Origin of the sequence: Synechococcus sp. CBW1108 (assembly GCF_015840335.1) — a bacterium.
Classification (GTDB): domain Bacteria; phylum Cyanobacteriota; class Cyanobacteriia; order PCC-6307; family Cyanobiaceae; genus Cyanobium_A.
Window position 1 is genome coordinate 2,378,938 of record NZ_CP060395.1, and the last position, 24,590, is coordinate 2,403,527.

The following is a 24,590-nucleotide window of genomic DNA, read 5'->3' on the forward strand; positions in this document are numbered from 1 at the left end:
GCCCCGCCCCGCCAAAGTTATTTGGTGAGCACAACCGAAATCCCTGGCCCAGGTGGAAGGGTCGAGCGCCCCTGGGGTTGGTATGAATCCCTGGCCAGCGGCGAGCACTATCTGGTGAAACGGCTCCTGATTCGCCGCGGCCAGCGGCTCAGCTTGCAGCGACACCAGCACCGCTGCGAGCACTGGGTCGTAGTGGCAGGCGATGGCCAGCTACAGGTGGCCGATGAACTGATCGCCGCAGCCGCGGGAACCAGCGTGTTCATCCCCCAGGGGGCCCTGCACCGGGCCAGTGGCGGCCATGGGGATTTGGAGATCGTCGAGGTGCAGCGGGGCGAGTGGCTCAGCGAAAACGACATCGAAAGGCTGGCCGACGATTTTGGGCGGATCTGATCTGCTGGGCGGTCGGGGGACGGCCAGGGGGACGGCGATCGTGATAAAGTATGAATCTAGCCTTTTTCAAGGGCAGGGCAGTTTTATTAATTTAATTGCGGGCAAGTAACACTGAAAGGTTTGAACAAGTTGGCTAGCCGCGTGCGCGCCTGCTCGGGATCATCAGCTCAGTAATCGTTGCCTTCGTTGGGTTTCTGCCGGCCTGCGTTCAAGGATTTTCCCAGCCAGAGCTTTCCCAAGCCCTGCTTCACCAGGCCCAATTAAATCCAGTGACTGAAATTTCCAGCGGCAGCAGTTCACCCTGCCCCGCCAACCTTGACGCGGCTGCCAACCCAGCCGCAGCCGTCAATCCCCCTGCAGAACAGGGCTTTGGCTGCTTTGGTTTTGGCTCCGAACTCCTCCAGGCCCTAGAGGCCATCGGCTACCGGGAGCCTTCGCCGATCCAGAAGGCCGCCATCCCCGAGCTGATGCTCGGCCGTGATCTGGTGGGTCAGGCCCAGACCGGCACTGGCAAGACGGCGGCCTTTGCCCTGCCCATGTTGGCCCGCCTCGATCCAGCCGAGCGCAAGCCCCAGGTGCTGGTGCTTGCCCCAACCCGGGAACTGGCCCTCCAGGTGGCCGACGCCTTCAACAGCTATGCCTCCCAGTTGAATGGGGTTCGCATCCTGGCGATTTACGGCGGCGCCGATTTCCGCGACCAGATTCACCAGCTCAAGCGCGGTGTGCAGATCGTGGTGGGTACCCCTGGTCGGGTGATGGATCACATGCGCCAGGGCACCCTGGACCTCTCCAATCTGCGGGCCCTGGTGCTCGATGAGGCCGATGAGATGTTGCGCATGGGCTTCATCGACGATGTCGAATGGGTGCTGGAACAACTGCCTGAAAAACGCCAGGTTGTGCTGTTTTCGGCCACCATGCCTGCCGAAATCAGGCGCATATCCCAGAAGTACCTCAACAGCCCTGCCGAGGTCACAATCAGGCAGAAAGCTGCCGATGCCAGCCTCATCCGTCAGCGCTTTCTGATGGTGCATGCTCCCCACAAGCTGGCCGCCCTGGAGCGCGTACTCGAAGCCGAAACCAGTGAAGGCGTCATTGTCTTTGCCCGCACCAAGGCGATCACCATCACCGTGGCTGAGTCCCTGGAGCAGCATGGTTACGACGTGGCAGTGCTCAATGGCGATGTGCCCCAGGCCCAGCGGGAACGCACGATCGAACGGCTCAAAAGCGGCCAGGTGGATGTGCTGGTGGCCACCGACGTGGCGGCCCGCGGGCTCGATGTCGAGCGCATTGGCCTGGTAATCAACTACGACATCCCCTTCGATGCGGAGGCCTACGTGCACCGCATCGGCCGCACCGGCCGGGCCGGCCGCACCGGCGACGCCATCCTGTTTCTTACACCGCGGGAGCGTCGCTTTCTGGGTGGGCTGGAGCGGGTCGTGGCCAAACCGATCGCAGAGATGGAGCTGCCTAGCAACGCCACCATCAACCAGAACAGGCTTGACCGCATGCGGGCCAAGCTCACCGGCTGCCTCCAGACCCCCGAGAGCAGTGAGCAGGAAAGGGCCCTGCTGAGCGAAATTCTGCAGCGGGTGGCCCAGGAGCAGGGTTCCAGCCCCGAGCAGTTGGCCCTGGCTGCCCTGGAGCTGGCCTTGGCCGGCAAACCCCTGCTGCTCCAGGGTGAGGAAAATTTCCATCAGGTGCGCCAGAACGGGCCGGGGCGCGATGGCGGCCGCGATCTGGGGGTTGGCCGTGAGGGGGGGCGGGACCGCGGGCGTGGGGAGCGGCCTTCGGGTCCGCCGGAAGATCACATGGAGCGCTTTCGCGTCGAGGTGGGCTGGCGAGACCGGATCAAGCCAGGCAACATCGTGGGTGCCATCGCCAATGAAGCGGGTCTGAATGGTCGTTCGATCGGCAGAATTCAGATCTTCGACACCCACAGCACCGTCGACCTGCCCAAGGGAATGCCCGAAGACGTGTTCCAAGGCCTGCGCCAGCTGCGGGTCATGAACAAACCGCTGCAACTCTCACGGCTGCAGGGCTAAGGGCAAGGTCGGGGCTGCTCCCACCATTCCACCCACCATGCGTCCTCCCCTGCTGCGATTGGCCCCCCTTGGCTTGCTCCTGCTGGGGCTGCTCGCCAGTGGGAGCGAGAGTCGGGCCACCAGCCTGGCCGAGGTGGTGAAGGCCTTCTGTCTCTCTGCCTATCAGGCCGATCTCAAGCAACAGGGAAAGATCCTCTCGCTGGCCCTGATCGATCGCACCTGCGACTGTGTGGCCGGAAAGGTCGCCCAGGGAAGTGACGTGGAAGAGGCCAACGAGGCCTGCGGGCGTCCGCCGGACCTGCGCTCGGTGAGGATGTCCTCACCGCAGCCAGGTCCAGGGCCCATCAACTAAGCGCAGAGCCTGGTGAGGCTGCCAAGGCCAAGGCTGGAGAGCTCTGCCATGGGTAGGCGTTCGACGGCGGCAATCAAAGAGCACTGGTTGGCGGCAGTTTCACTGCTAACCAAGCTCTGCAGCAGGTCAAAGCGATCCTGGATTGCCAATTCGCCATCTTCGCGCCAGGCGAGGCTCCAGGGGACGGGGGCTTGCATTTTGGGGCTCCCTCTGAATCAGGATTCGCTGACAATGGAGCACGATCGGGGTCTTGGTCGGCGGCCTAAATGGTCTCTTCAGAAGCGCTTCATAATTCTCCATGAAGCCTGGCTTCGGCGGGCCTAGTTGAACCGCCAGTAGGTAAAATAGACAAGATTCGCAGGCGTTCGGCCACCATCAGGCGTGTCCAGGATCCACTGGCACACCCCGAGAACCGCAGCATCTCCCGAATCAGTTCCAGGAATTTGCTCCGTTAATGACCATTTACGTTGGCAACCTCTCGTTTCAAGCTGAGCGCGAGGACCTGCTTGATCTCTTCGGCCAGTACGGAGAGGTGCGCCAGTGCAGCCTGCCCCTCGACCGGGAAACCGGCCGCAAGCGCGGCTTTGCCTTTGTTGAGCTGGCCGATGACGCAGCCGAACAAAATGCCATCGACGATCTCCAGGATGTCGAGTGGATGGGCCGCATGATCCGCGTAAATAAAGCCACCCCCAGGGAAGGGGGCGGTGGCGGTAACCGTGGCGGCGGCGGCGGTGGCTATGGCGGCGGCGGTAACCGCTGGTAAGCCCCCTGCTGCCTCTGCCAGCCCTGGGCCGGCTGATCAAAGCCCTGCGGCCCTATCGCTTCCGGCTGGTTCTGGCGACGGGTTGCTCGGTTTTGAACAAGCTCTTCGATCTGGCGCCTCCGGTGCTGATCGGTTTGGCGGTGGATGTGGTGGTCCAAAAGGACACCTCCTGGCTGGCCCGCTTTGGCACCACCACCGTGCCCAGCCAGTTGGGGCTGCTGGCGGTGCTCTCCTTTGTGATCTGGAGCGCCGAGTCGAGCTTCGAATACCTGCAAGGGCTGCTCTGGCGCAACCTGGCCCAGAGGTTGCAGCACCAGCTGCGACTTGAGGCCTACGACCACCTCCAGCAGCTGGAGATGGGCTTTTTTGAGCTGGGCAGCAGTGGCCGGCTGATGGCGGTCCTGGGCGACGACATCAACCAACTGGAGCGCTTCCTCGACCATGGCGCCAACGAGATCCTGCAGCTGATCACCACCGTGGTTGTGGTGGGCGCCGCGATGGTGCTGCTCTCGCCTGACGTTGCCGGGGTGGCGTTCATTCCGATTCCATTGATCTTCTGGGGTTCCCTGCATTTTCAGCGGCGGCTAGCCCCCCTCTATGCGGCAGTGCGGGCGCAGGCCGCTGACCTGGCCAGCCAGTTGGGCAACAATCTCGGCGGCATGTTGACGATCAAGAGCTATTCGGCCGAGCGCTGGGAGCTGGCTCGGCTGGAGCGGCTAAGTGAGGCCTATCGCCAGGCCAACCGCCGCGCCATTCGTCTTTCGGCCGCCTTTGTGCCCCTGATCCGTTACGCCATTTTGTTTGCCTTCATCGCCATTTTGGTGATTGGTGGTCTGCAGGCCTGGCGCGGTGAGATCGCTACGGGCAGCTACGCCTTCCTGGTGTTCATCACCCAGCGCCTGCTCTGGCCGATTACCACCTTGGGCCGCACCCTCGACGACTACCAGCGGGCCATGGCCTCCACCAACCGGGTGCTGGACCTGCTCGATACCCCGATTGCGATCCCCAGCGGCGAGCGGCCCCTGCCCCTGGCCGCGGTGCAAGGGGCGCTGAGCTTTGCGGGGGTGGACTTTGCCTATCGGGACCGGGAAGGCCTGCTCACCGACTTCTGCCTGGAGGTGCCGGCGGGAAGCACGCTCGGCATCGTCGGGGCCACGGGGTCGGGCAAGAGCACCCTGGTGAAGCTGGTGCTGAGGCTCTACGAGATCCAGGCAGGCAGGATCTGTCTCGATGGGATCCCAATTCAAGAGCTGCGCCTCGACCACCTGCGCCGCGCCATTGCGCTTGTGAGCCAGGAGGTGTTTCTGTTCCCTGGGACCGTGGCGGAGAACATCGCCTACGGCAGTTTCGAGGCCCCCCGGGCCGCAATAGTGCGGGCAGCCCAGCTGGCCGAGGCCGCCGCCTTCATTGATGCCCTGCCCCAGGGCTACGACACCGTGGTGGGGGAGCGGGGCCAGCGCCTCTCCGGCGGGCAGAGGCAGCGCATCGCCCTGGCTCGAGCCATCCTCAGGAATCCCCCGGTGCTGATCCTTGATGAGGCCACCGCAGCGGTTGACAATGAAACGGAAGCAGCGATCCAGCGCTCCCTCGAGACAATCACCGCCGGGCGCACCACCCTGGTGATCGCCCACCGGCTTTCGACTGTGCGTCATGCCGATCGGATTGTGGTGATGGATCGGGGCCGAATCGTTGAAAGCGGCCGCCATGACCAGCTGATCGGAGCCGACGGGGCCTATGCGAATCTCTGGCGCGTGCAGGCCGGCCTGCGCAGCGGTGAGCCCCTGGGCCCGTAGGGCCCTGATCGTGAAATAGCTTTTGGGGGATGAGACCCACCCAGAACCATCGGCCCCGCAGAAGGGGTAGACGCGCTTCCCTGTTGCTGGCGATAGGAATTGGGCTGGGCGGTGGCCTGCTGCTGGCCGCGCCGCTCTCCCAGCTGCTCTCCGATGCGGGCTCGGGCCGGAACCCCGCTATCACCAATCCGTTTGCGGCCTGGAGCGGCATCACCAACCAGGACATCCTGCTGCTCGGCACGGATGTGGGGGGCGGGAACACCGATGTGATCGCCAGCCTGCGCGTCGATGGCGGCATCACCCGGATCACCCAGGTGCCCAGGGACACCTACATCGAAGCGGAGGGGTATGGCCCCCACAAGATCAATGCCCTCTACAGCCTCGGGGGGACAGATCTGCTTAAAGGAGAACTCTCCCGCAAATTGGGACGACCGATCACCCACCACGTGGTGGTGAATTTGTCGGCGATCAGGTCTATGGCCGATGCCCTCGGCGGCATCGAGGTGGACGTGCCCAAACGGATGGCCTACAGCGATCACAGCCAGGGGCTCTACATCGATCTGCAACCAGGGCTGCAGACCCTGAAGGGCCGCGACCTAGAGGGCTTCCTGCGTTTTAGGCATGATGAGATGGGTGATATTGGTCGGCTGGAGCGCCAGCAGCTGGCCCTGCAGGCCCTGTTTCGCAAACTCACCCGACCCGAGCATCTGGTGCGGTTACCGGTGCTGCTGGCCGCCGCAGGAAAAAACCTCAAAACCGATCTGGGCCCGATGGAGCTGGGCGGCCTGATCACTGCCATGGGCACGACCCAGCTGGAGACCAAGCGGCTGGGTGGTCGCCCCTTCTATCGCAATGACATCAGCTACTGGGACGCCGAGTGGCCCCAGCCCGCTGCAGAGGACTCCGCCGAGAACGGTGGTCAGAATGGTGGTGAGAATGGTCGCTATCGCTTTCTGTTCTGATCGCCATCTTGACCAGGTTCGCCGTTGCTGCGCTGGGACAGGGTTATCAGGGCCAGAACCAGGGCCACCCCGGCAAGTAAGGGGGTGGAGGCGGCCACGGTCACCCCGAGGGCAGCAGTAAACCAGATCGAAGCCGCACTGGTGAGTCCGCGCACCTCAGGCAGGCCCCTCTTGTCAGCAGCAGGGGGCACCAGGATCTCGCCAGCCCCCAGGAAGCCAATTCCGGTCGCTACCCCCTGAATCACCCTGCTGCGGGCCTGGGGGTCGTCACCGGCCGCCAGCACCATCAGACAGGCACTGAGGCCCACCAGCACATGCACCCGCAGGCGGTTGGGATGGCTGGTATTGCCGTGGTGGGCGCGGTTGATGCCCACGGCCAGGCCGCAAAGCACCGCCAGGCCCAGGCGCAGCAGGATCTGCAGGTCGGGGCTGAGGGCCGGCAGCCAGCTCATGGCCGCCCCCTCACGGCAGCCAAGCGCATGGTGGCCGATCCCCATAAGCTCGTCTCAGCTCAGCGTTGCCGCAGACAGTGCAAAACCAGCTGCTGCGCAACAGCCTGAAGCTCTTTGTAGCCGCGCTCCTCACAGCCGCCATTGCTGTCTGGACCGATCGCGTTCAATTTGCCTGGTACCCACTGTTTGCAGTGGTGATGGTTGTTGATGATAACGACGACCACACGCTGCAGGCCGCCAGCGGCCGCATCCTGGGCACCTTGGCGGGAGGTCTGATTACCTTCCTGGTGCACACCATCCTCGGCGGTTGGATCGGGGTGCTGGTGTCGATGCTGGTGATGATTCCTGTACTGCAGCTGTTGGGCTGGCAGAGCGCCCTCAGCACGGCCTCACTGGTTGCTGTGATGTTTCTGATGCTTCCAGGCCATACGGCGCTGGGCTGGGACTACGTGTTCAACCGCGCTCTCGACACGGTGGTGGGCTGCATCGTGGCAATCCTGGTGGGCCTGCTGTTCTGGCCGCACAACAGCAGCAGCGAACTCAATACCGCCGATGGCCGCCTGCGTCGCTCTCTGCAAAACCAGCTGCAGGCCTACAGCGACTGGCTGGCCCAACGGCGATCCAGGCCCGAGCCGCTGAATACTGCCCCGCTCACCAACGACCTGCAACGGATGGAACAACTGGTGGCTCAGGAACGCAGCGGCCCTCGCCATCAGGCCCTCAAACGCAGCGGCTGGGAGCAACGGCTGCGGCTGTGGCAGCTCGCCCACTTTCACTGGATCGCCTGGGAGCGGCTGATGGCCGGGTTGCCGGAGCAGCAGACCCTGCAGGCCGATCTGCTGCATCGCACGGTGGTGGACCTGCAGCGGCAGCTCAGCGGAGAGCCCGGACCGACCCCAGGGCGTGAGCCCCAGCGTTGGCAGCAGCTGGCCCAGCAGCTGCAGCTCCCGCTACTGCCGCTGCTGGCCCTCGCGGAGGAGGGGCGCCCGCTGCCTGCCTGCCTGGGCGGGCTGAACCGAATGGCTCCGCTGTGATCAACCGCAACGGCCTGCGCACCGCCTTCACCGCCGGGCTCGGCAACGCTTTCGCCAGCTTGTCAGGGGTGGCGGACAGCCAATACGTTTCCCTGGCGGTGTTGGCGGTGTCCACCGGCACCTATGGCGGCGCGCTGGCCCTGGGCAGCCAGCGCCTGCTGGGCACGGCGCTCGGGTCGGTCCTGCTGCTGATCGGCTACGAGGGTCTACAGGGAATGCCGATGCCCCTGGCGATTGCCATCACCCTGGGCGCCTTGCGCCTGCTGGGCGGCCTGCTGAAGCTGCAGGTTGGCTACAAGGTGGGCGGCATCGTCATCGTGATGGGCTGGCTCGTGCACGAGGGCGGCCTGGCCGAATGGATTCCGCTTCGCTTTTTCTGGACCTGTTTCGGCGTGCTGATCGCGTTGCTGGGCCTGCGGCTTTTCTGGCCGGCCCGCGGACTCGACAGCAGCCTGGGCCAGGTTGCCGGGCTGCTCGTGCAGCTGCAGAGCTGCTTCCGCGACCTGGCGGCGAGAGTGGATCCCGCCAGGGCAGGCCTGGTGGCGGGTCAGGCGGCCGATCCGGTGGGGATCGGTCGCTACCGGGCCCTGCGCAACCAGCTCGTTGCCATCCGGCGGCAACGGCCAGCGCTGCTGCAAGAGCTGGGCACCCTGCCGGAGCGCCATCCAGCGACGCTGCTGATGGCGAACTTTGAGGCCACCGCCTCTCGCCTGATCACCCTGGTGGGCGGCCTTGTGCGCGAGTCCCCCACCAGCCAAGATCCCCAGCTGGTGGTGCAGTTGCACCGGGCCGAAGCGGAGTTGCTGCAGGCCATGGCTGGCCATCTGGGCCAATGGGAAGGGCAGATCCGTGGGCGCCGTGGGTTGCCCAAACCACCCGAAACCGAGCTGCAGCTGCCGCCCAGCTGGCAGCAGTTGGGCCAGGAGCTCAACAACCCCACCGCCAACTCGGCTTCCCTGGAGCGGCTGGAAAGGATTGCCAGCCGGCTGATGCTCTGCCGCCAGGCCGAGCAGGCGATTCGCGATGGCGAAGCAAACTGGGCTGCAATCCTGGGCAAGGCCTGAACCCCGTCAATTGCCGTCCTCAGCCAGCTGCTGGGTAACCACAAGCAGCTGGACACGCCGAGCCAACCCGCTGCCGCCCCGGAAGCTGAACACCCCCTAGGGCCGCAAAGCCGCTGTGCAAATCAGACTGCGCCCACCAAGGCGCTGATCTGCATCACCGTGGCAATGCGCAACCGCGTTCTGGCCCTGTTGTGGTTGGGGCTGATCCCGGCCCGGCTGGCCCCGGCTGCGCTGTCCGCCCCACGGCCCGCATCGCTTTCTAGCCAGCCGCGGCAAGCCCAGTCCACCGAGCTGATCGAGCGCAGCTGGCAGCGGCTGGATGCGGAGCTGCGGGCCCTGGATCAGTTGCTGCCAGGCGAACCCGAGCCCCCGGTGGGCAACGTGCTCAGCACCCCGGAGCTGCCCGCCAACCTGATCCGGGCCAACCAACCCGCCAGCGGCCCGATCCAACCTGCCGACGCGGTGGCCGGTCCACCCCTGGATCTGCCTACCCCCCAGCAACTCCAGGCCGGCGGCGTGGCCAGCCTCAGCCTGGAGAAGGCCTTGGCCATCGCCTTTGCCAACAGTGCCAGCCTCCAGGCCCAGCGCGATCAGGTGGCCGCCGCCCTGGCCAGCGTCCAGGCAGCGATGGGCACCTACTGGCCCACCATCAGCGCCTTTGCCGCCGGCGGCTACGAGGGCAACCGCAGCACCACCACCGCGAAAAAGCCCAACGACAATTTGGGTTTTGGCCCCATGTTTTCGCCGAACGGGGTCCTCACCCCCGGACCTGGCGGCACAGCCATCCCCACGGCCGGCCCCTTCTATGTGCCCAACGGCGGTTCCGTGGCGGCCACCTCCGGGGAATGGGGCGTTGAGGGGGACCTGCAACTCAACTACGCCCTGCTCGACTTCGCCCGCACGCCCACGGTGAAAGCCGCCCGCGCCAGCCTGGAGCAGCAGCGCAACACCTATGCCAACCAGCTGCGCTCCCTGCAGCTGCAGGTGAGTGAGGCCTACTACCAGCTCCAGCAGGACGAGCAGCTGGTGCGCGTCTACGACGCCAACCTGCGCAACGATCTGGTGATCCTGCAGGACAGCCTCGACCTCAAGCAGGCGGGCCTGGTGCCCAGGCTCGATGTGCTGCGGCGCCGGGCCATTCAGGCAGCCGACGAAGAGACCCTTATCCAGGCCCTGGCCGACCGGGCGGTGGCGCGCCGCAAACTGGCGGTGCTGCTCAACCTGCCCGCCAGCGTGACCCCTAACGCCAGTGACCCGATCGTGGTGCAGCCCCGCTGGCCCCTCGATCTGGAGGCCAGCCTGCTGGCGGCCTACCGGGGCAATCCCGAACTGGAGCGATCCTGGCCACCCGCACGGCCCTGGCCCAGCAGAGCCAGGCCACCGCGGCCGGACTGCTGCCAAAGCTCTCCCTGTTTGCCAGCGGCGGTGGCAGCAGCTCCCAAACCAGCCTCGGCGACTTCACGCTTGCCGGGGGCGGCTGCTGCGGTTCCACCGCCCTGCCCTTGAGCACCACCAACGGCTGGGACTGGTCGGTGGGTTTGACCTTTACCTGGCTGCTGTTTGATGCCGGCACCACCGCTGGCCAGGCCCGTGCCCTGACCAAACAGGCGGCGGCCACAGCCCAGCAATATGCCGCCAGTCGCAACGACATCCGCCTGCGGATCGAGCAAGCGTTCTTCAACCACGAGGCCAGCCTGGCCAAGCTGAGTTCAGCGCGCCGAGGAGTGGCGGCTGCCCTGGAGGCCTTCCGTGACGTGCGTCTGCGCTACCTAACCGGCCTAGACAGCGAGCTCAATCTCTCCAACACGCAGGACCGTCTGATCAACAGCCTGGTGCGGCGGATCAACGCCACGGTCAACGTGAATATCACTTACGCGAAGTTGCTGAAGGAACTGCTGCCGATGCCGCGCGATCCCAATCTGCCGATCCAGACCCAGCTTCAGCTCAGCAGCAGTGGCGCCGCCACCCAACCTTGAACGGGCGACACCCCATGGCTGCCGCCCTGCCCTCCCTGAGCCCTATTTGGCGCAACAGTCTGCGTATCTGGCTGGCCAGCACCCTGACGATCGGGATCCTGTTTTGGTCAGGGCGCAACCACCTGCTGGGGCTGGCTCTTGTGATGGCTGTGTTGTTCGTGAATGAGAACGACCTCACCCCCGCCCGCAGCATTGGCCAGCTGGTGGCCGGCGCCTTGATCGGCATCCTCACGGCCATCGTGCTGCACGAGATATCCACCAGCTGGGTGGTGCTGGGCCTGGCCATCCTGATCACCGGTGTGCTGGTGCGCAGCATCGGGCTGCTCAAAGGCCTGAGTACGGGGTATCTGAGCTGCTGGGCCGTGGAACTGATGCACCGCGGCAACCAGTTCAACTGGCCGATGATTTTTGACCTGGCCTTCGCGGCGGTGGTGGGCATCTTGATGGCGCAGATCGCCACCTGGGCCCTCTGGCCACGCCGCCCCCTTCAACAGCTCCCTGCCCTGGAAGCCCGGATCGCCAGCCAGCTCGAGGCCCAGATCCTGGCAATGCAGCAGTGGCTAGATAGCGGCGGTGAGCCCCCAGCTGCCCTGCGCTCCCAGGATCTGCTGCCCAGCATTCAGCTGTTGCAACAGCTTCGCGACCAAAACCAGGGCCGTCCCATGCCCGCCCACACCCAACACCGGCTGTCGCGCTGGGCCCAGGCCGGCAGCATCTGGCGACAGGTGTTACGCCAGTAGCTGCTGCTGGAGCCCCTGCTACGGCAGCTGGACACCCCCCTGCCGGCAGGCAGCCCCCAGCCCCTGCTCCGCAGCGCGCTCGCCAGCCTCGCCCGGAACTTGCAAACCCAACCCACCGCCGCTCCAGCGCCAATCCTCTCGAGCCCAGCTCAAGATTGGCTGGAAGAAGCGGGGCGTCTGGTCGCCCCCCAGCCCCTGCTGCTGGCCATCGGCCAGCAGTGCCATGTGTTGAAACAGCTGCTCCAGAGCCGGGCACTGCTCAGCGCGGGCCTGGCCCAGCTCTCGGCCTCGAAGGGATGACCAGCCCAGCCCTGCGGGACAACCTGCGCCTCGCTGCCACTGTGACGGTGGTGAACGGCTTCGCCAATCTCTCCGGCCTGCCCTTTGCGCTCTACGCCTCCCTGGCGGTGCTGAGCGTCACCGTGGGCAACTACGGCAACACCCTCGAACTCGGCCGTCAGCGCCTGGTTGGCACCGCCATTGGCGCCATGGTGGTGTTCTTCGGCTACCGGGCCTGGGGGCAGCTGCCGCTGGTGGTGGGCCTGCCACTGGCCCTGCTGCTGGCCCGGCTGATCGCCGGCTCGTTGCGGCTCACCGTGGGTTATGGGGTCTGCTGCTTCGTGGTGGTGATGGGCTGGCTCACCCATGAGCAGCAGCTCGACAGCTGGATCCCCCTGCGCCTGTTATGGACCGCGTTCGGAATCCTGATGGCCCTCCTCAGCCTGCGTCTGTTCTGGCCGTCCAGAGCCCGGATCCAGCAGCGCGAGGGGCTGCTGCAGCTGCTGGTGGATCTGGGTCATACCCTGGTGCAGGTGGTGCAGCACCCGCCAACAGCGATTCAATCCCAGGCGCAACGTCGCCGCCAGCTGGGGCAACAGATCCGCAGCCTGCGCATCAATCTGCAGGGCCTGCGCGTCCAACGCCAGAGCGCCCTGCTGGAACTGGGCACCCTTGCGAGTGCGCATCCAGTGGCACGGATGTGGGCGCTGCTGGACCAGGCCAGCGAAGCCCTGATCCTGGATCTCGATGAACTGCGGCGTCTACCGAATGCCGACTGGCAGGGCTGGGGTCTACAGGTCGACTACGACGCAGGCCTGGCTTTTGTGCAGGGTGTGGTCGAGCGTTTGCTGAGCTGGCGACAGCAACTGAGCGATTCAACCCGGTTGCAGCCACCGCCGAGCCAACCGCGTTCGACGCTGTCCTTGGAGGCCCTGCAGTCGCCCGAATCCAAGGCTGCCTACGGGCGGCTAAGCCCCGAGCAACTGCAACGGGTGGCCGCTCAGTTGATGGTGCTCAATCGCATGGATCACACCATGGAGAGCACCGAACGCCAATGGCGAGAGCTTGTGAGTTGAGGGTTCAGGCGTTCGTGTCCGCCGACAATGAAGTTGGCCGGTCGGCGACAAGCTCGTTGGCCGGTGGGGTGAGTGCTGGAGACCCTGGTGCCGATGCGCAGGGACCAGGTGATGCCGGCACCACTGACAAGCCACCAACGCAATCTGTTCATGACGAAACGACGAGGCGGCAGCAGCCAGGAGGCTGCTGCCGCGGCGGCGGGCATCTCAGTGCGCAGTGCTCGCCGGATTGAATGCAATCAGCTGCAGCCGCGGGCGAACCAGCCCCGTGGCCGCACCCGCCCCGATCCGCTGGTAGGGGTATGGGAGGAGGAGCTGGTGCCGTTGCTGCAGCGCTCACCCGCGCTGACGCCGATCACGCTCCTGGAGCATCTGCAGCAGCAGAAACCTGATGTGGACTGGATTCCGCTACAGCGCACCCTGCAGCGCCGGGTGCGGGAGTGGAAGGCACTGCACGGCCCGGCGCCGGAGGTGATCTTCCCTTTGAGCTATGAGCCTGGCGAAATTGCCTTCTGTGACTTCACCCAGCTCAAGGGGGTGGAGGTGACGATCGCCGGCCAGGTGTTCCCCCATCTGCTGTTCCACTACCGCCTGGCCTGGAGCGGCTGGAGCTATGCGCAGGTGGTCCAGGGCGGCGAGAGTTTTGCAGCCCTCTCCGAGGGTCTGCAGAACGCTCTGGCTGCCTGCGGCGGGGTGCCAGGTGAACTGCGCACCGACCGGTTATCAGCAGCGTGCCGTAACCGCAACGGCAGTTTCAGCTCCGACATCACCCGCCGTTATCACGCCCTCTGCAGCCACTACAGCCTGGCCTACAGCCGCAACAACCTGGGGGTGGCGCATGAGAACGGCCGTGTGGAGAGTCCCCATGGCCATCTCAAGCGGCGGATCGAGCAGGCGTTGCTGCTGCGCGGCAGCAGTGATTTCGAGACGCTGGCTCAATACCAGGCTTTTCTGGCTGCAGTGCTCGAGCAATACAACCGACCGCGTCTGGTCCGGCTGGAGCAAGAGAAATCGGCGCTGCGGCCGCTGCCGCGGTTTCGTTTTGCCGACTACGACATTGAACAGCTCACGGTGCGGCGCACCAGCACGATCGAGGTACGCAGAGTCGTGTATTCGGTGCCGCCGCGGCTGATCGACCAGCGGCTGACGGTGCGGATCTTCCACGACCGGCTGCAGCTGCTTCTGGGCCGGCAGATCGCCTGCGAACTGGAGCGGCGCCACGGCGGTGTCGAGCGTCATGGGCGGGCGTGGAGCATCGATCTGGAGCACCTGATCGATGCGCTCAGGCGAAAACCCCGGGCATTGCTGCACTGCAGTTACCAGCGGGAGCTGTTCCCCGATGAGCGCTGGTGGCAGCTGTGGCAGCAGCTGCGCAATGGCGGTGACCGTGACGCCGCCGCCCGATTGATGGTCGAGGCGCTGTATGTGGGCTGCCGCCTGGCGGGCTACGAGCCAGTGCTGGGTTGGCTCGAGAAGGCCCATCAACGGCAAGGGCTGTCGCTGGCGGCGCTGCAGCAACGCTTCCGGCTGCCGCCCCATCGCCCCCACCCACCGCAACGCATTCCCCAACACAGCCTGCAGAGCTATGACGACCTCCTTGCCCTCCATCCCGCGGCCCCAGGCGGCGGAAGCCGCCCTGCCGATCCTGCTGCGACAGCTGCGGTTGGCATGGATCCGCTGCCACTGGCAGAGCATCGCCTCGCAGGCTGAGGGCGAGGGCTGGAGCCCCAGCCAGTTTCTCTATGCCCTCTGTGAGCAGGAGGTGGAGCAGCGCCAGCAGGCCCGCCAGCAACGGTTGCTGCGATCAGCCCAGCTGCCCTGGAGCAAGGTGCTGGCGGATTACGACCATGGCGGCCGAATCGAGGCGCACCGATGGCAGGAGCTGGAGGCTCTGAGCCGCCAGAGCGATTGGCTGCAGCGGAGTGAAAACGTGCTCTTGTTCGGCCCCAGCGGTGTGGGCAAAACCCATCTGGCCATCGGCATCGCCCTGGCGCAGATCGGCCTGGATCAGGCCTGCCGCTTCTATCCCGCCACGAGCCTGGTGCAGGAGCTGCAGAAGGCCCGCGCCGAATACAACCTGCCGGCAGCGCTGGAGCGGCTGGATCGCTACCCGCTGCTGCTGATCGATGACATTGGCTATGTGCGGCGGGATGAACAGGAGAGCAGCGTGCTGTTTGAGCTGATCTGCCACCGCTACGAGCGCCGATCGCTGCTGATCACCGCCAATCAGCCGTTCACCGCCTGGGATGAGATCTTCCCCAGCAGCTCAATGACCGTGGCGGCGGTGGACCGGCTGGTGCACCACTGCCACATCGTCGAGATCAGCGGCGACAGCCACCGCCGCGCCCAAGCAAGCCGGCGCAGCGGCAGCAAATAGCCACAGCAGCCGTAGAGAAGCGGAGAACAGCCCGGGAGATTGTCGTCCGGCGACAACCTGGTGCCGATGGTGCCAGACCCCGGCGGGGAGCTCCGCGCTGCCGGCGGACTGTGCGGTCCGCCGGCTCGTGCGCTCCAGGGCAAGGTTCAGCGGAGGTCTCGGCGCCTAACCGGCCAACGTGGTTGTCGCCTGGTGCCGATCAGAGGAAGTCAGTGCTGGCAATGGCTCTGAGCGATGGATGGCTCAGTATTCGTGTCGCCTCCAGCGCCATTTCCCCCCGGTTGTCGCCGGCGACAACCGGGGGGAAATCAGTTCCCCTCACCGGCCAACTTGATTGACGCCAATCGGCCAAGGGGGTTGACGCGGGACACGTTCGGCCGCGACGACCACCAGCGCTCAACGCGATATAGCAGCACCACCACTAACACCACCAGCCAGAACCACAGCTCCGGTGGGTTGGCATTGAACAGGATCAGCAGCAGCACCACCTCGCTCACCAGCCAGGGGAACTCTTGCCGCAGCAGGGGATTGCGGATCCGGGGAAGGGACGGCGACTTCACAGGGGCGCTCATGGAACGGTGTTGGGCTGACGCAGGGAAGGCAGGTTCCAGCGCAGATCGATCCAAGGGGTGCGGAAGCCGCCGGTGAGGGAGCGCAGGCCCGGAATCACGTAGCTGATCGGCGAGCGCCACTCCACGTAGGCATGGGTCGAGACCGTGAGTCCGTCGCGGATCGGGAACACGCCACTCCCACCCGAGAGGGTCCAGCGGTAGCCGTCCACGCTGGAGGGATCCCGTTCCAGCTCGATTTCGCTGCGCATCACCGGATCGTTCTGCGTCAGCGCCTGGGCCAGCTGCGCGTTGCCGGTGGTGGTGGAGATGTCGTCCTGGGTTGCGGGCAGGGTGAGCACCTGCGTCACCTTGCCCACGATGCCGCCGAAGCGGCCGCGCTGGTTCCACTGCGGCACCACCTCCACCGGCAGCCCCAGGGGCAGGCGGCGGGCATCGGCGGGCGCAAAGTAGGACACCACCCGCAGCGGGCGGTCTTTGGCGCTGGGTTGCTCAGGCCGGCCGATCGTGCCCAGCCGCTGGCCGGTGCCCACGGTCTGGCCGGCGATCACCTGCAGATCCAACACCGTGCCGTTCCGGTCGGCATGCACCTTGCCGTCGTAGGCGATCTTGGCTTCGGTCACCTGAATCTGACGCTTGAGATTGTCGATCTGATAGCGACGCTGCAGGGCTTGGGTTTCGATCGTGAGCTTCACCTGCTGGTAGTTGGTCACCACGTTCTTCTCGTTGATCTTCACGTCATCGAGATTCACGCTGGTGCTGGTGAGCCCCTGCTCCGCCGACACCACCTCAGAGGACAGCGGGGCCACCACCTCGCGCTGGGCCAGGAAGTCGAGATTGCGCAGTTTGCTGGCGTAGGTCGACTGCAGTTCGCCGTAGCGACGGCGATCGTCGGAAAACTTGGCCAGAGACGTATCCAGGGCCCGCTTCTCGGTGAGCAGACGCAGGGCATCGCGCTCATCGAGCTGGGCGTTGTGCCGCTCCAACTGACGCAGGTTGCCTCGCTGCTGGTCGAGCTGGCGCTCCAGCACCGGCAGATACAGCTGCATCAGCACCTGGCCGCGCGCCACCTGCTCACCCTCCTTGACGAACAACTCCCGCACCTGGCCGCCGGCCCGGGCGTTGAGGATGCCAGCGTTGTCGGGGTAGATCAGCACGCCCATGCCTTCCACCCCTGCCAGGCTCACGCCCACCTGGTTGTGATCGCTCAGCCCCTGCCAGCGGGCCTGCAAGCGCTGAAACGGGCCGCGATGGCTGGGCTCCGCGGCGGTGGGGCTGGCCTGGGTTATGGCACTCAGTTTGCAGGATTAAAAGGCACCTGTCAGGCCCAGCTGCTGCAGGCGCCGCGTCGCCGCAGCTGCCGGCACGCGCTCCAAGGCCAGGGCCTGGGCCAGCAGGGGCGCCAGCACCGGCACCTGGCTAAAGCCCGCACTGAAGCCGGTGAACAGCCACAACCCAGGCGCCCCAGCTAGCGGACCCACCAGGGGCAAGCCCTCACTGCAGAAGGCCACGGCCGCCTGGCGCAGATGGCCGGGCAGGGCCGCCAGCGGCGCCCCCCAGGCTTGGGCCGCCAGCTCTTGGCGCAGTTGCCCCTCCACTTCGGTAGGCGGTGGCGCTGCGCCCAGCTCCAGTCCCGGTCGCACCAGGGTGTGCTGGCCCAGCAGGGCCCCAGTGCCCCAGGGCACCAGGCCCCCATCCACCAGCCACTCCGGCTGGTCCAGGCCGGCGGCGCGGCGCTCCAGCGCGACCCGCCCAAAGCTGGGTGGCAGCCAGGCGGCGGCGCGGCCCAGGCGTGGCGGGTAGGCGGGCAGCTCCAGCACGGCTGCCCAGCTACTGCGCAGGCGGGAGGGCAGGGCCGGCCAGAGCTGGCGGCAGTGGGCGCCAGCGGCCAACACCAGCTGGGGGGCCTGCAGGTCGCTGCCATCGCTGAGGTGCAGCTGCCAACCTTGCGGCGACTGGCGCTCCAGGTGCTCCAGCCGGGCCGGGCGGCACCTCACCCCCGCGGCCGCCAGAAGCAGCGGCAGGCGCGCCACCAGCACGGCGCTGTCCACTTGGGCGAATGGGAGCGGCCACCAGGCACTCAGCGCCCCCAAGCCGGTACCGCCAGCCTGCACCCGCAGGCGGCAGGGCCGCCAGCCCAGCTCACCATGGCGCTCCTGCAGGCGGCGCCAATGCTTGGAAGCCCCCACCGCCAGCCGGGCCAGGGGGGTCGCCGCCAGGGGCCAGCCCGGCAGGGCGCCATAGCTGATACCCGTAGCCGAATCCGCCCCTGCGGGGCCAGGGGCATCGATGAGGCTCACCGAGGCCCCCAGGTCCCGCAACTCCAGGGCCAGCAGGCCACCGGCCAAGCCACCGCCAACAATCACCACATCGGCAGGGGCCGAAACCGTCACACCAACAGGGTGAAGGAGGAAACCACCAGGTGGAACATGTCCTTCACCTTGTTCCAGCGGATTTCGTTGGTGCTGGCCGCAAAGGTGTAAAGCCGGCCGCGATCGAGCACCACCGTGGCCAGCTCGTGGCGGTCGCGGTCTTCGAGGTGCACGGCGTATTCGAGGTCGTAGAAGGTGCGGGGCCCCTCCTGGCGCTCGGAGGCCTCCACCAGTTCCGCCGCCCGGCCGCTGCCTTCAGGGGCGATCACGGTGCGGCGCAGCTGTTCGCCTACGGCCACCGCGCTGCCCAGTTTCTCCAGGTCGTTGGTGGGGTTGACCTCGGAGATCACCAGGCTGAGGGTTTCATCACTGTTGATCAGGTCGTGGAAAACCACCTGGGGACCGCCGCTCACCTGCACCCGGGTCCAGCCGGTGGGATAGAGGAAGGCATAGCGGCCATCGGGGCTCTGAAAGCTGTTCAATCCGGCGGCTGAGGCGCTGCAGGCCGTCAGCAGCCCGGTCAGCAGCCCCGCCAGCAGCAGGGCAACCAGGTGGGGCAGGGGGGAGGGAAGACCGGCCCCTTTGCGGGTTTCAGCCATGGCGACGGCAAATGCTTGGCGCCATTCTGCTGGGCCGCCAGCATGGGCCCGATCGCCCCCAGTTCCGATGCCCCGCAGGCCTACCTGGGTCGACCGGCAACAACGTCGCCACGACTCCCCCTTCTTCCAGCTGCTGGATAACTCCTTTCTCTTCCGCCTGGCCCTCTCGGCCGCCGGCGCCCTGACCCTGCTGCTGGTTGTGAACAGCTACGCCACCTGCCGCAACAATCAATGGGTCAAAGGCTGCCTCTGGCGGGATGCGGAAGCCCTGATCAGCGTGGGCAATGTGGAGTCACTGAGCATCGTGACGGCCGCTTTCCTGTATGTGCTCGAGGGCCAAAAGCGCAAACAGCGGGAAAATATTGAGGCCTACGAGCTGCTGAAAACCTGTAATGAGTCGGGGGCTCGCTGGCTGCTCGGGCGCATCCAAGCGCTGGAGATCCTCAACTGCGCTGGCCTGCCCCTCGACGGCCAGAATCTTGCTGGCTTTGACTTGCACAACTTGCATGCCCCCCGGGGCCACTGGCATCAGGTCAACCTGGAGCACAGCGTGTTGCGCAACGCCAACCTGGCCGGCACCGACCTCACGGGCACCAACCTGCGCGGCGCCGACCTGCGTGGCGCCGACCTGCGGCACGCCATCCTGCGCAACGCGATCCTGGAGGGCGCCGAGCTGGAGGGCGCCTTGCTGGAGGGGGCCGACCTGGAGGGCGCCGACCTGGGCGGGACAAACCTGCCTAAATTCAGCCCACTTGCGGCGAATCGCTGAGCGGCTTCACGCGCCCGTTGGCCCGGCTGATTGACCAGTTCGAGCGACTGCCGGGCATCGGCCCCCGCACGGCCCAGCGGCTTGCCCTGCACCTGTTGCGCCAGCCGGAGGAGCAGATTCGCAGTTTCGCTGACGCCCTGCTGGCCGCCCGCAGCCAGGTGGGCCAGTGCCAGCGCTGCTTCCACCTCTCGGCCGAGCCGTTCTGTGAGATCTGCCGCAACGACGAGCGCAGCAACGGCCAGCTGTGTGTGGTGGCCGATTCCCGCGACCTGCTGGCGATGGAGCGGACCCGGGAATTCAAGGGGCACTACCACGTGCTCTGCGGCTTGATCTCGCCGATGGATGGCATTGGCCCCGAACTGCTCCAGATCCAGCCCCTGGTGCGCCGGGTGGATGCCGAGCAGATCAGCGAGGTGATCCTGGCGCTTACTCCAAGTGTGGAGGGGGATACCACCAGTCTCTACCTGGCCCGCCTGCTCAAGCCCTTCACCGAGGTGAGCCGGATCGCCTATGGCCTGCCGGTGGGCAGTGAGCTGGAATATGCCGACGAAGTCACCCTGGCCCGCGCCTTTGAGGGACGTCGAGCCGTCGAATGAGCTCCCCATCCCGCTATAGCGCCATTGCCCCCGAACAGCGGTTGCCGGCCTGGCTGCGCCGTCCCGTCGGGACTGCTTCCCAGCTGGAGGCCGTGCAGGGGGTGGTCAAACAGCAGCGGCTGCATACGATCTGCGAGGAGGGCCGCTGCCCCAACCGGGCCGAGTGCTACGCCGCCGGCACGGCCACCTTCCTGCTGGGGGGGCCGATCTGCACCCGCAGCTGCGCCTTCTGCCAGGTGGACAAGGGCCAGGCCCCTGCTCCGCTCGATGCAGCTGAGGCGGAGCGGGTGGCCGCGGCAGTGGCCAGCCTCCAACTCTCCTATGTGGTGCTCACGGCCGTGGCCCGTGACGATCTGGCCGACCACGGCGCCTGTCTGTTCACAGCCACCATGGCCGCCATTCGCCGCAGCCGCCCGGGGACGGCGATCGAGGTGCTCACTCCCGACTTCTGGGGCGGCCATCGCGACGAAGCCGACGGCTTGGCGGCCCAACGGCAGCGGCTGGCCACCGTGCTGGCCGCCGAACCGGTGTGCTTCAACCACAATCTGGAAACCGTTGAACGCCTCCAGGGGGAGGTGCGCCGCGGCGCCACCTACCGCCGCTCCCTGGCCCTGTTGGCCGCAGCCCGCCAGCTGGCACCCCAGATCCCCACCAAGAGTGGCCTGATGCTGGGGCTGGGTGAAACCCAGGAAGAGGTGGTGCGGACCTTGGCGGATCTGCGTCGTGTTGATTGCCAGCGCCTCACCCTGGGCCAGTACCTGCGCCCGTCGCTGGCCCACATGCCCGTGGCCCGCTACTGGACCCCCGCCGAATTTGAGCAGCTGGGCAGGGTCGCCCGGGAGCTGGGGTTTGAGCAGGTGCGCAGCGGGCCGCTGGTGCGCAGCAGCTACCACGCCGCCGGCAGCACGATGACCGCCTCCTGAAGCCAAACTGATCGAGTCCATGACGGACATCGTGTTCGCCAAGGACTGCGACTTCAATGTCTAACGGCCTAGATGGCGCGAACCCTTCTGTCTTATTTTGGGGTTGCCTCGATTAGATCAACTGAGCCACAGGGCTATGCAAAAGCGGGGCATCCCCTAGGTGTTGTCTCCACGAGTGCAGAGCAGCGAGGAAATCATGAAATCCTTCTGGAGCGCCTAGCTCGGCAGTAGAACTAGTATGTGAGAGGGCCTACGCTTGATTGTGATGGGCCTGAAAGTGACCATTCTTGGAAGAAGCGATCGTTCGGGCTAAACCGGGCTAAGCAGCGAAAGGAAACTCGTTACCAACACCACCCCATGAGCCAATACAGCACCCCCCATTTCGTGGCCGCCCAGCTTGAGGACGGCTGGATGCTTCAATCTGAGCACGTGACGAAACTTCAAAACGGTGATTGGATCTTGGATCGCGAAGAGTTGGAGGAACTATCAGAACTGCTGCAAACGTTGCTCAGTCAGAGTTAAGGAAACTCTGATCAAGCTCTGATCAAACTTCCCATTTCATGGGATACCTGTCTCATTCTTGAGCCTGGCCTTCAGGTCTGGGGGTGCAATGAGCCTATTGTTTTTGCGGTTGTTGACTTCGCCCCGTCCAGGGCCATTGTTCCCATGGCCTCGTCACTACGGCGCAGACCTCCTTGCCTGACCAATCGTTCCTGCGATTGTCATCGCCGCTGCATCCAGTAATACTGACCGCCAGTGCTGGCCCCCCCCACACCAGGGATCCTGTTCTGAAGGGCTCAAACGGGTACCAATCGTGTTGAGTCCCACCGGACTGCTGATTCTCCTGGTCAGGGTTCTGTTGGTGTTGGGAGCCGGTGGACTCACCCCGGCCGTCCAGGCCGAGTCCGATCCCCCCAGCCTCAACCGGCTGCTGAATGTTCCTGGCTGGATCGACCTCGACCTCAACCTGCAGGCCCAGCCCCTGGGAAACCCGAGCGGCGGAATCGAGCAGAGCGCCAGCTGGATGCAGCAGCTCACCCTGGGGGCAGCGTTCAGCAGTGGCCTGGCCAAGCCCGCCGACCAGTGGCACGAAGGCGACCACTGGCGGGCCAACCTGCAACTGATGCTGTTAAGAGTTTGCGGAAAAACTGCCTGAAAGGCCGCGTTTTTCCCTCCAGAGAGCTGATTGTGCTCCGTTCGGGCTGAAATGATGCGTTTCAGCGGTTCAGAACGCCCGATTTCAGGCGTTTTGCCCCGTTGGGGCTTCCTGGAGGCCGCCTCATTGGCACACCTCTGGGCAACCACCTGTTCATGCCGCCGCCATCGCCGGTTTGAGCAGGTTGCCCAGCCGGATCAGGTTGTAGGCGATTACGTGCAGGCCAAACACCGCACTCACCTTGTCGGTGCCGCGCAGTTTGAATTGGCGCAGACCGCCCCACTGTTTGATCCAACCAAACACCTTCTCGATACCGCGGCGGGCATTGATCGACTTGGCGTAGCCCTCGTGGCGCGTGGTGCGGCCATCAATGGCGGAGCCACCAGAGCGGGCGGTGTTCTGAGCGACGTGCGGCGTCACGGCGATGCGACGCATCTCGGCGACAAAGCCCTTGGTGTCGTAGTTCTTGTCGGCACCGATGGTTTTTTGGTGGGCACCGGGGATGTCAGCCGCCATCGCTTTGGCGGCATCCCGCTCCCCGGTACCCACTGCTTGGGTAACGCGGCAATCGACGATCAGGGCATGGCGGTTGTCCATGAGCACGTGGCCCCGGTAGCTGGGTTGGGCCGGGTGGGAATTGGACTTGCGGGCCAGCAAGGCGTCTGGATCGACGCTGGAGCGGTGGGTCTTGTTGCTGAGCTTGATGCCGCGGAAGTCACCCTTGGCCCGCTTCTTACCGGGCTTTGGAGCGCCAAAGCCCTCGCCAGGGCCTGACGACGGGGCGGTGGGTCCTGCTGACCATCGGTCCGCTCCAGTGAGGCATGGGACGCCCAGGCCTGCAGCAGGGTGCCATCCACTGAGAAGTGTTCGTCGCTGAGCAGCGGCTTGACCTCCGGGGCAGCCATCAGTTTCTCCAGGAAGCGCCCCATGACCTGCTCGTTCAGCAACCGCTCCCGATTTTTGGTGAATGTGGTGGGGTGCCAGATCGGATCATCCGGGCTCAGGCCCACAAACCAGCGGTACAGCAGGTTGTAGTGCAGCTGCTCCAGCAACAGCCGCTCCGAGCGAATCCCGTAGAACGCCTGCAGCAACGAGGCCAGCAGCAGCTGTTCTGGCGGCACCGAGGGCCGGCCTTCTGCGGCGTAGAGCGCGCAAAAGGTGGGATTGAGCCGATCGAGGGCCTGATCCGCCAGTTTCCGGATCCGCCGCAGCGGATGACTGGCCGGGATCCGCTCCTCAATCGACACGTAGGAGAACAGGGAGCCGCTGCGCTCCCGGTGACCTCGCATCTGGGCTGGGCGGTTAATCCATTTTCGCGCAGGCTTGGTTTTTCAGCAAACTCTTAAACGGCGATCCCAAGCTCAACGCCGCAATCGGAGCCGCCTACCCCCTGCAAAACGCGGCCCATCCGACTGGCCTGTGGCTTACGGAGGCGACCATTGAGCGCCGGGCTGGCCTGGGGGAACTGGCGCTGAAAGCTGGGGTGTTCTCCCTCAATCCGGGTCTTGTGAGGGCGCCGGTGCTCGATCAATACGTGCACTCCGCCCTCAATGACACGCTCAACTTCGCAATCGATGGCCTGCCGATCAATCCCTACGTGGCCCCGGGGCTACAGCTGAGCTGGACCCCCGGTCGCCAGGGTCCCCAGGGTCGCTATGGCGAATGGCGCTATGGCGCCTTTTGGCTCGATTCCCAAGTCGCCCTGGCGGGTCTGTTCGGGGTCAATCCCGACCTGAGCTCAAGCGAGGGCAGCCTGCACCTTCTGCAGTGGACCTTCACCCAGCTCCCCGGAGCCAGCGCCCTGGCCGCACCGATCCGGCGGCAGGGTCAGACCATCTCCCGCCAGCTTCCTTCCCCCCAGGTTCAGCTGGGCGGGGTCTATTTGGCCAAGTGCAGCTTGGGCGAGTCCGATGGGTCCCTTTATGGCACGATCACGCTGGCGTCCCCCCTGTCGCTGGGGCCTCGATAACCGCTTCTGGCTCGGTGTCAAAACTGCGGTGAGCGGAGACACCAACCCTCTGCCCCTGTTTCTGGCCGGCGGCTGGCTGGGCCAGGGGCTGTTACCCGGCCGCCCCCTCGATGTGCTGGCCCTAGGCTACGGCCGCAGCAGCTTCAACAGCCAGCTGACCCCAGGCCTGACAGCCGAAGCCATGCTGGAGCTTAACTACACCTTCAACCTGAATGCAAACCTGTCGCTGCAACCGGTGCTGCAGTTGGTGCTCAACCCGGGTGGATCGGGCCAGGTCGATGACATCCTGGCCGCCGGCCTGCAACTACAGCTGCAGTTCTGAATCAGTCCATGTGAA

At 65.6% G+C, this 24,590-nt stretch carries 27 protein-coding genes and 1 pseudogene; 21 read left to right on the forward strand and 7 right to left on the reverse strand.

The features are described 5' to 3' along the window. The first annotated feature begins 24 nt into the window (after positions 1–24). From H8F27_RS12935 to H8F27_RS12945, 3 genes are all read left to right on the forward strand, one after another. On the forward strand, positions 25–390 hold the full coding sequence (locus H8F27_RS12935) for a phosphomannose isomerase type II C-terminal cupin domain (protein WP_231596270.1): 366 nt from the start codon (positions 25–27) through the stop codon (positions 388–390). A gap of 269 nt (positions 391–659) precedes the next feature. Beyond that, positions 660–2,432: a DEAD/DEAH box helicase gene (locus H8F27_RS12940; protein ID WP_197148543.1), complete on the forward strand. Its 1,773-nt coding sequence runs from the start codon at positions 660–662 to the stop codon at positions 2,430–2,432. A 37-nt stretch (positions 2,433–2,469) separates the two neighbouring features. Further along, positions 2,470–2,784: a hypothetical protein gene (locus H8F27_RS12945; RefSeq protein WP_197148544.1), complete on the forward strand. Its 315-nt coding sequence runs from the start codon at positions 2,470–2,472 to the stop codon at positions 2,782–2,784. On the opposite strand, the gene H8F27_RS12950 is transcribed toward H8F27_RS12945, so the two are convergent. After that, positions 2,781–2,981 (reverse strand): hypothetical protein, encoded by a 201-nt coding sequence (locus tag H8F27_RS12950; protein WP_197148545.1) that lies wholly within the window; start codon positions 2,979–2,981, stop codon positions 2,781–2,783. The genes H8F27_RS12945 and H8F27_RS12950 overlap by 4 nt on opposite strands. Before the next feature lie 257 nt (positions 2,982–3,238). On the opposite strand from H8F27_RS12950, the gene H8F27_RS12955 reads away from it, so the two are divergent. The 3 genes from H8F27_RS12955 (at position 3,239) to H8F27_RS12965 (ending at position 6,302) form a co-directional block, all read left to right on the forward strand. Further along, positions 3,239–3,547: an RNA-binding protein gene (locus H8F27_RS12955; RefSeq protein WP_197148546.1), complete on the forward strand. Its 309-nt coding sequence runs from the start codon at positions 3,239–3,241 to the stop codon at positions 3,545–3,547. After that, a complete protein-coding gene (locus tag H8F27_RS12960) occupies positions 3,541–5,340 on the forward strand; it encodes an ABC transporter ATP-binding protein (RefSeq protein WP_370594516.1) in 1,800 nt (599 codons plus the stop codon). The genes H8F27_RS12955 and H8F27_RS12960 overlap by 7 nt, the downstream gene beginning before the upstream one ends. Before the next feature lie 80 nt (positions 5,341–5,420). Further along, positions 5,421–6,302, forward strand: coding sequence for an LCP family protein (locus H8F27_RS12965; RefSeq protein ID WP_231596677.1), 882 nt, complete (start codon positions 5,421–5,423; stop codon positions 6,300–6,302). Here the strand turns inward: H8F27_RS12965 and H8F27_RS12970 are convergent. Beyond that, the gene (locus H8F27_RS12970; RefSeq protein ID WP_197148548.1) at positions 6,284–6,754 is read right to left on the reverse strand and encodes an MgtC/SapB family protein; all 471 of its coding nucleotides are present in this window, start codon (positions 6,752–6,754) and stop codon (positions 6,284–6,286) included. The two genes, H8F27_RS12965 and H8F27_RS12970, sit on opposite strands and share 19 nt — an antisense overlap. A 77-nt stretch (positions 6,755–6,831) precedes the next feature. On the opposite strand from H8F27_RS12970, the gene H8F27_RS12975 reads away from it, so the two are divergent. The 9 genes from H8F27_RS12975 (at position 6,832) to istB (ending at position 15,300) form a co-directional block, all read left to right on the forward strand. Next, a complete protein-coding gene (locus H8F27_RS12975; RefSeq protein WP_197148553.1) occupies positions 6,832–7,788 on the forward strand; it encodes an aromatic acid exporter family protein in 957 nt (318 codons plus the stop codon). Further along, complete coding sequence (locus tag H8F27_RS12980) at positions 7,785–8,852, forward strand: FUSC family protein (protein ID WP_197148555.1); 1,068 nt, start codon at positions 7,785–7,787, stop codon at positions 8,850–8,852. Before H8F27_RS12975 ends, H8F27_RS12980 begins: the two co-directional genes overlap by 4 nt. A gap of 165 nt (positions 8,853–9,017) precedes the next feature. Then, a complete protein-coding gene (locus H8F27_RS12985; protein WP_231596678.1) occupies positions 9,018–10,358 on the forward strand; it encodes a TolC family protein in 1,341 nt (446 codons plus the stop codon). Continuing rightward, the gene (locus H8F27_RS17680; protein WP_231596679.1) at positions 10,262–10,828 is read left to right on the forward strand and encodes a TolC family protein; all 567 of its coding nucleotides are present in this window, start codon (positions 10,262–10,264) and stop codon (positions 10,826–10,828) included. The genes H8F27_RS12985 and H8F27_RS17680 overlap by 97 nt, the downstream gene beginning before the upstream one ends. 14 nt (positions 10,829–10,842) lie before the next feature. Next, positions 10,843–11,568, forward strand: coding sequence for a hypothetical protein (locus H8F27_RS12990; protein WP_197148557.1), 726 nt, complete (start codon positions 10,843–10,845; stop codon positions 11,566–11,568). 99 nt (positions 11,569–11,667) lie between these two features. After that, the gene (locus H8F27_RS12995; RefSeq protein ID WP_197148558.1) at positions 11,668–11,868 is read left to right on the forward strand and encodes a hypothetical protein; all 201 of its coding nucleotides are present in this window, start codon (positions 11,668–11,670) and stop codon (positions 11,866–11,868) included. Then, positions 11,865–12,923, forward strand: a complete 1,059-nt coding sequence (locus tag H8F27_RS13000; RefSeq protein WP_197148560.1) for an FUSC family protein — start codon at positions 11,865–11,867, stop codon at positions 12,921–12,923. The genes H8F27_RS12995 and H8F27_RS13000 overlap by 4 nt, the downstream gene beginning before the upstream one ends. Positions 12,924–12,995: 72 nt before the next feature. Further along, complete coding sequence (gene istA, locus H8F27_RS17685) at positions 12,996–14,633, forward strand: IS21 family transposase (protein ID WP_231596271.1); 1,638 nt, start codon at positions 12,996–12,998, stop codon at positions 14,631–14,633. After that, positions 14,587–15,300, forward strand: a complete 714-nt coding sequence (istB, locus tag H8F27_RS13005; protein WP_231596272.1) for an IS21-like element helper ATPase IstB — start codon at positions 14,587–14,589, stop codon at positions 15,298–15,300. The genes istA and istB overlap by 47 nt, the downstream gene beginning before the upstream one ends. 308 nt (positions 15,301–15,608) lie before the next feature. On the opposite strand, the gene H8F27_RS13010 is transcribed toward istB, so the two are convergent. The 4 genes from H8F27_RS13010 to psbP all read right to left on the reverse strand — a co-directional run bounded on the left by H8F27_RS13010 (position 15,609) and on the right by psbP (position 18,840). Beyond that, positions 15,609–15,872, reverse strand: coding sequence for a hypothetical protein (locus H8F27_RS13010; RefSeq protein WP_231596273.1), 264 nt, complete (start codon positions 15,870–15,872; stop codon positions 15,609–15,611). Next, complete coding sequence (locus H8F27_RS13015; RefSeq protein WP_255517698.1) at positions 15,869–17,101, reverse strand: NHLP bacteriocin system secretion protein; 1,233 nt, start codon at positions 17,099–17,101, stop codon at positions 15,869–15,871. The genes H8F27_RS13010 and H8F27_RS13015 overlap by 4 nt, the downstream gene beginning before the upstream one ends. A gap of 75 nt (positions 17,102–17,176) precedes the next feature. After that, positions 17,177–18,262, reverse strand: coding sequence for an FAD-dependent oxidoreductase (locus H8F27_RS13020; RefSeq protein WP_197148563.1), 1,086 nt, complete (start codon positions 18,260–18,262; stop codon positions 17,177–17,179). Continuing rightward, positions 18,259–18,840, reverse strand: coding sequence for a photosystem II reaction center PsbP (psbP, locus tag H8F27_RS13025; RefSeq protein WP_197148565.1), 582 nt, complete (start codon positions 18,838–18,840; stop codon positions 18,259–18,261). Before psbP ends, H8F27_RS13020 begins: the two co-directional genes overlap by 4 nt. 67 nt (positions 18,841–18,907) lie before the next feature. On the opposite strand from psbP, the gene H8F27_RS13030 reads away from it, so the two are divergent. The 4 genes from H8F27_RS13030 to H8F27_RS13045 all read left to right on the forward strand — a co-directional run bounded on the left by H8F27_RS13030 (position 18,908) and on the right by H8F27_RS13045 (position 22,284). Further along, positions 18,908–19,609 (forward strand): pentapeptide repeat-containing protein, encoded by a 702-nt coding sequence (locus H8F27_RS13030; RefSeq protein WP_197148567.1) that lies wholly within the window; start codon positions 18,908–18,910, stop codon positions 19,607–19,609. Between the two features lie 26 nt (positions 19,610–19,635). Beyond that, complete coding sequence (recR, locus tag H8F27_RS13035) at positions 19,636–20,205, forward strand: recombination mediator RecR (RefSeq protein WP_231596680.1); 570 nt, start codon at positions 19,636–19,638, stop codon at positions 20,203–20,205. After that, complete coding sequence (gene lipA / locus H8F27_RS13040; protein WP_197148571.1) at positions 20,202–21,128, forward strand: lipoyl synthase; 927 nt, start codon at positions 20,202–20,204, stop codon at positions 21,126–21,128. Before recR ends, lipA begins: the two co-directional genes overlap by 4 nt. Positions 21,129–21,945: 817 nt before the next feature. Next, positions 21,946–22,284: a hypothetical protein gene (locus H8F27_RS13045; protein ID WP_197148573.1), complete on the forward strand. Its 339-nt coding sequence runs from the start codon at positions 21,946–21,948 to the stop codon at positions 22,282–22,284. Positions 22,285–22,437: 153 nt separating this feature from the next. Here the strand turns inward: H8F27_RS13045 and H8F27_RS13050 are convergent. Next, positions 22,438–23,573 (reverse strand): annotated as a pseudogene (locus tag H8F27_RS13050) (IS5 family transposase). A 194-nt stretch (positions 23,574–23,767) separates the two neighbouring features. On the opposite strand from H8F27_RS13050, the gene H8F27_RS13055 reads away from it, so the two are divergent. Together H8F27_RS13055 and H8F27_RS13060 are read left to right on the forward strand one after the other, a co-directional pair. After that, positions 23,768–24,253 carry a hypothetical protein gene (locus tag H8F27_RS13055; RefSeq protein WP_197148575.1) on the forward strand — a complete coding sequence of 162 codons (486 nt, stop codon included), beginning with the start codon at positions 23,768–23,770 and terminating at the stop codon, positions 24,251–24,253. Next, positions 24,207–24,575, forward strand: coding sequence for a carbohydrate porin (locus tag H8F27_RS13060; protein WP_197148581.1), 369 nt, complete (start codon positions 24,207–24,209; stop codon positions 24,573–24,575). The genes H8F27_RS13055 and H8F27_RS13060 overlap by 47 nt, the downstream gene beginning before the upstream one ends. Positions 24,576–24,590: the final 15 nt, after the last annotated feature.

Coding starts and splice junctions, on each gene's coding strand:
- lipA (WP_197148571.1), top strand. CDS start 20,202: ATGAGCTCCCCATCCCGCTATAGCGCCATTGCCCCCGAACAGCGGTTG.
- H8F27_RS12985 (WP_231596678.1), top strand. CDS start 9,018: ATGCGCAACCGCGTTCTGGCCCTGTTGTGGTTGGGGCTGATCCCGGCC.
- H8F27_RS13060 (WP_197148581.1), top strand. CDS start 24,207: ATGGCACGATCACGCTGGCGTCCCCCCTGTCGCTGGGGCCTCGATAAC.
- H8F27_RS12950 (WP_197148545.1), bottom strand. CDS start 2,981: ATGCAAGCCCCCGTCCCCTGGAGCCTCGCCTGGCGCGAAGATGGCGAA.
- H8F27_RS12955 (WP_197148546.1), top strand. CDS start 3,239: ATGACCATTTACGTTGGCAACCTCTCGTTTCAAGCTGAGCGCGAGGAC.
- H8F27_RS13010 (WP_231596273.1), bottom strand. CDS start 15,872: ATGAGCGCCCCTGTGAAGTCGCCGTCCCTTCCCCGGATCCGCAATCCC.
- H8F27_RS12970 (WP_197148548.1), bottom strand. CDS start 6,754: ATGAGCTGGCTGCCGGCCCTCAGCCCCGACCTGCAGATCCTGCTGCGC.
- H8F27_RS13030 (WP_197148567.1), top strand. CDS start 18,908: ATGCCCCGCAGGCCTACCTGGGTCGACCGGCAACAACGTCGCCACGAC.
- H8F27_RS13000 (WP_197148560.1), top strand. CDS start 11,865: ATGACCAGCCCAGCCCTGCGGGACAACCTGCGCCTCGCTGCCACTGTG.
- psbP (WP_197148565.1), bottom strand. CDS start 18,840: ATGGCTGAAACCCGCAAAGGGGCCGGTCTTCCCTCCCCCCTGCCCCAC.
- H8F27_RS12990 (WP_197148557.1), top strand. CDS start 10,843: ATGGCTGCCGCCCTGCCCTCCCTGAGCCCTATTTGGCGCAACAGTCTG.
- H8F27_RS12945 (WP_197148544.1), top strand. CDS start 2,470: ATGCGTCCTCCCCTGCTGCGATTGGCCCCCCTTGGCTTGCTCCTGCTG.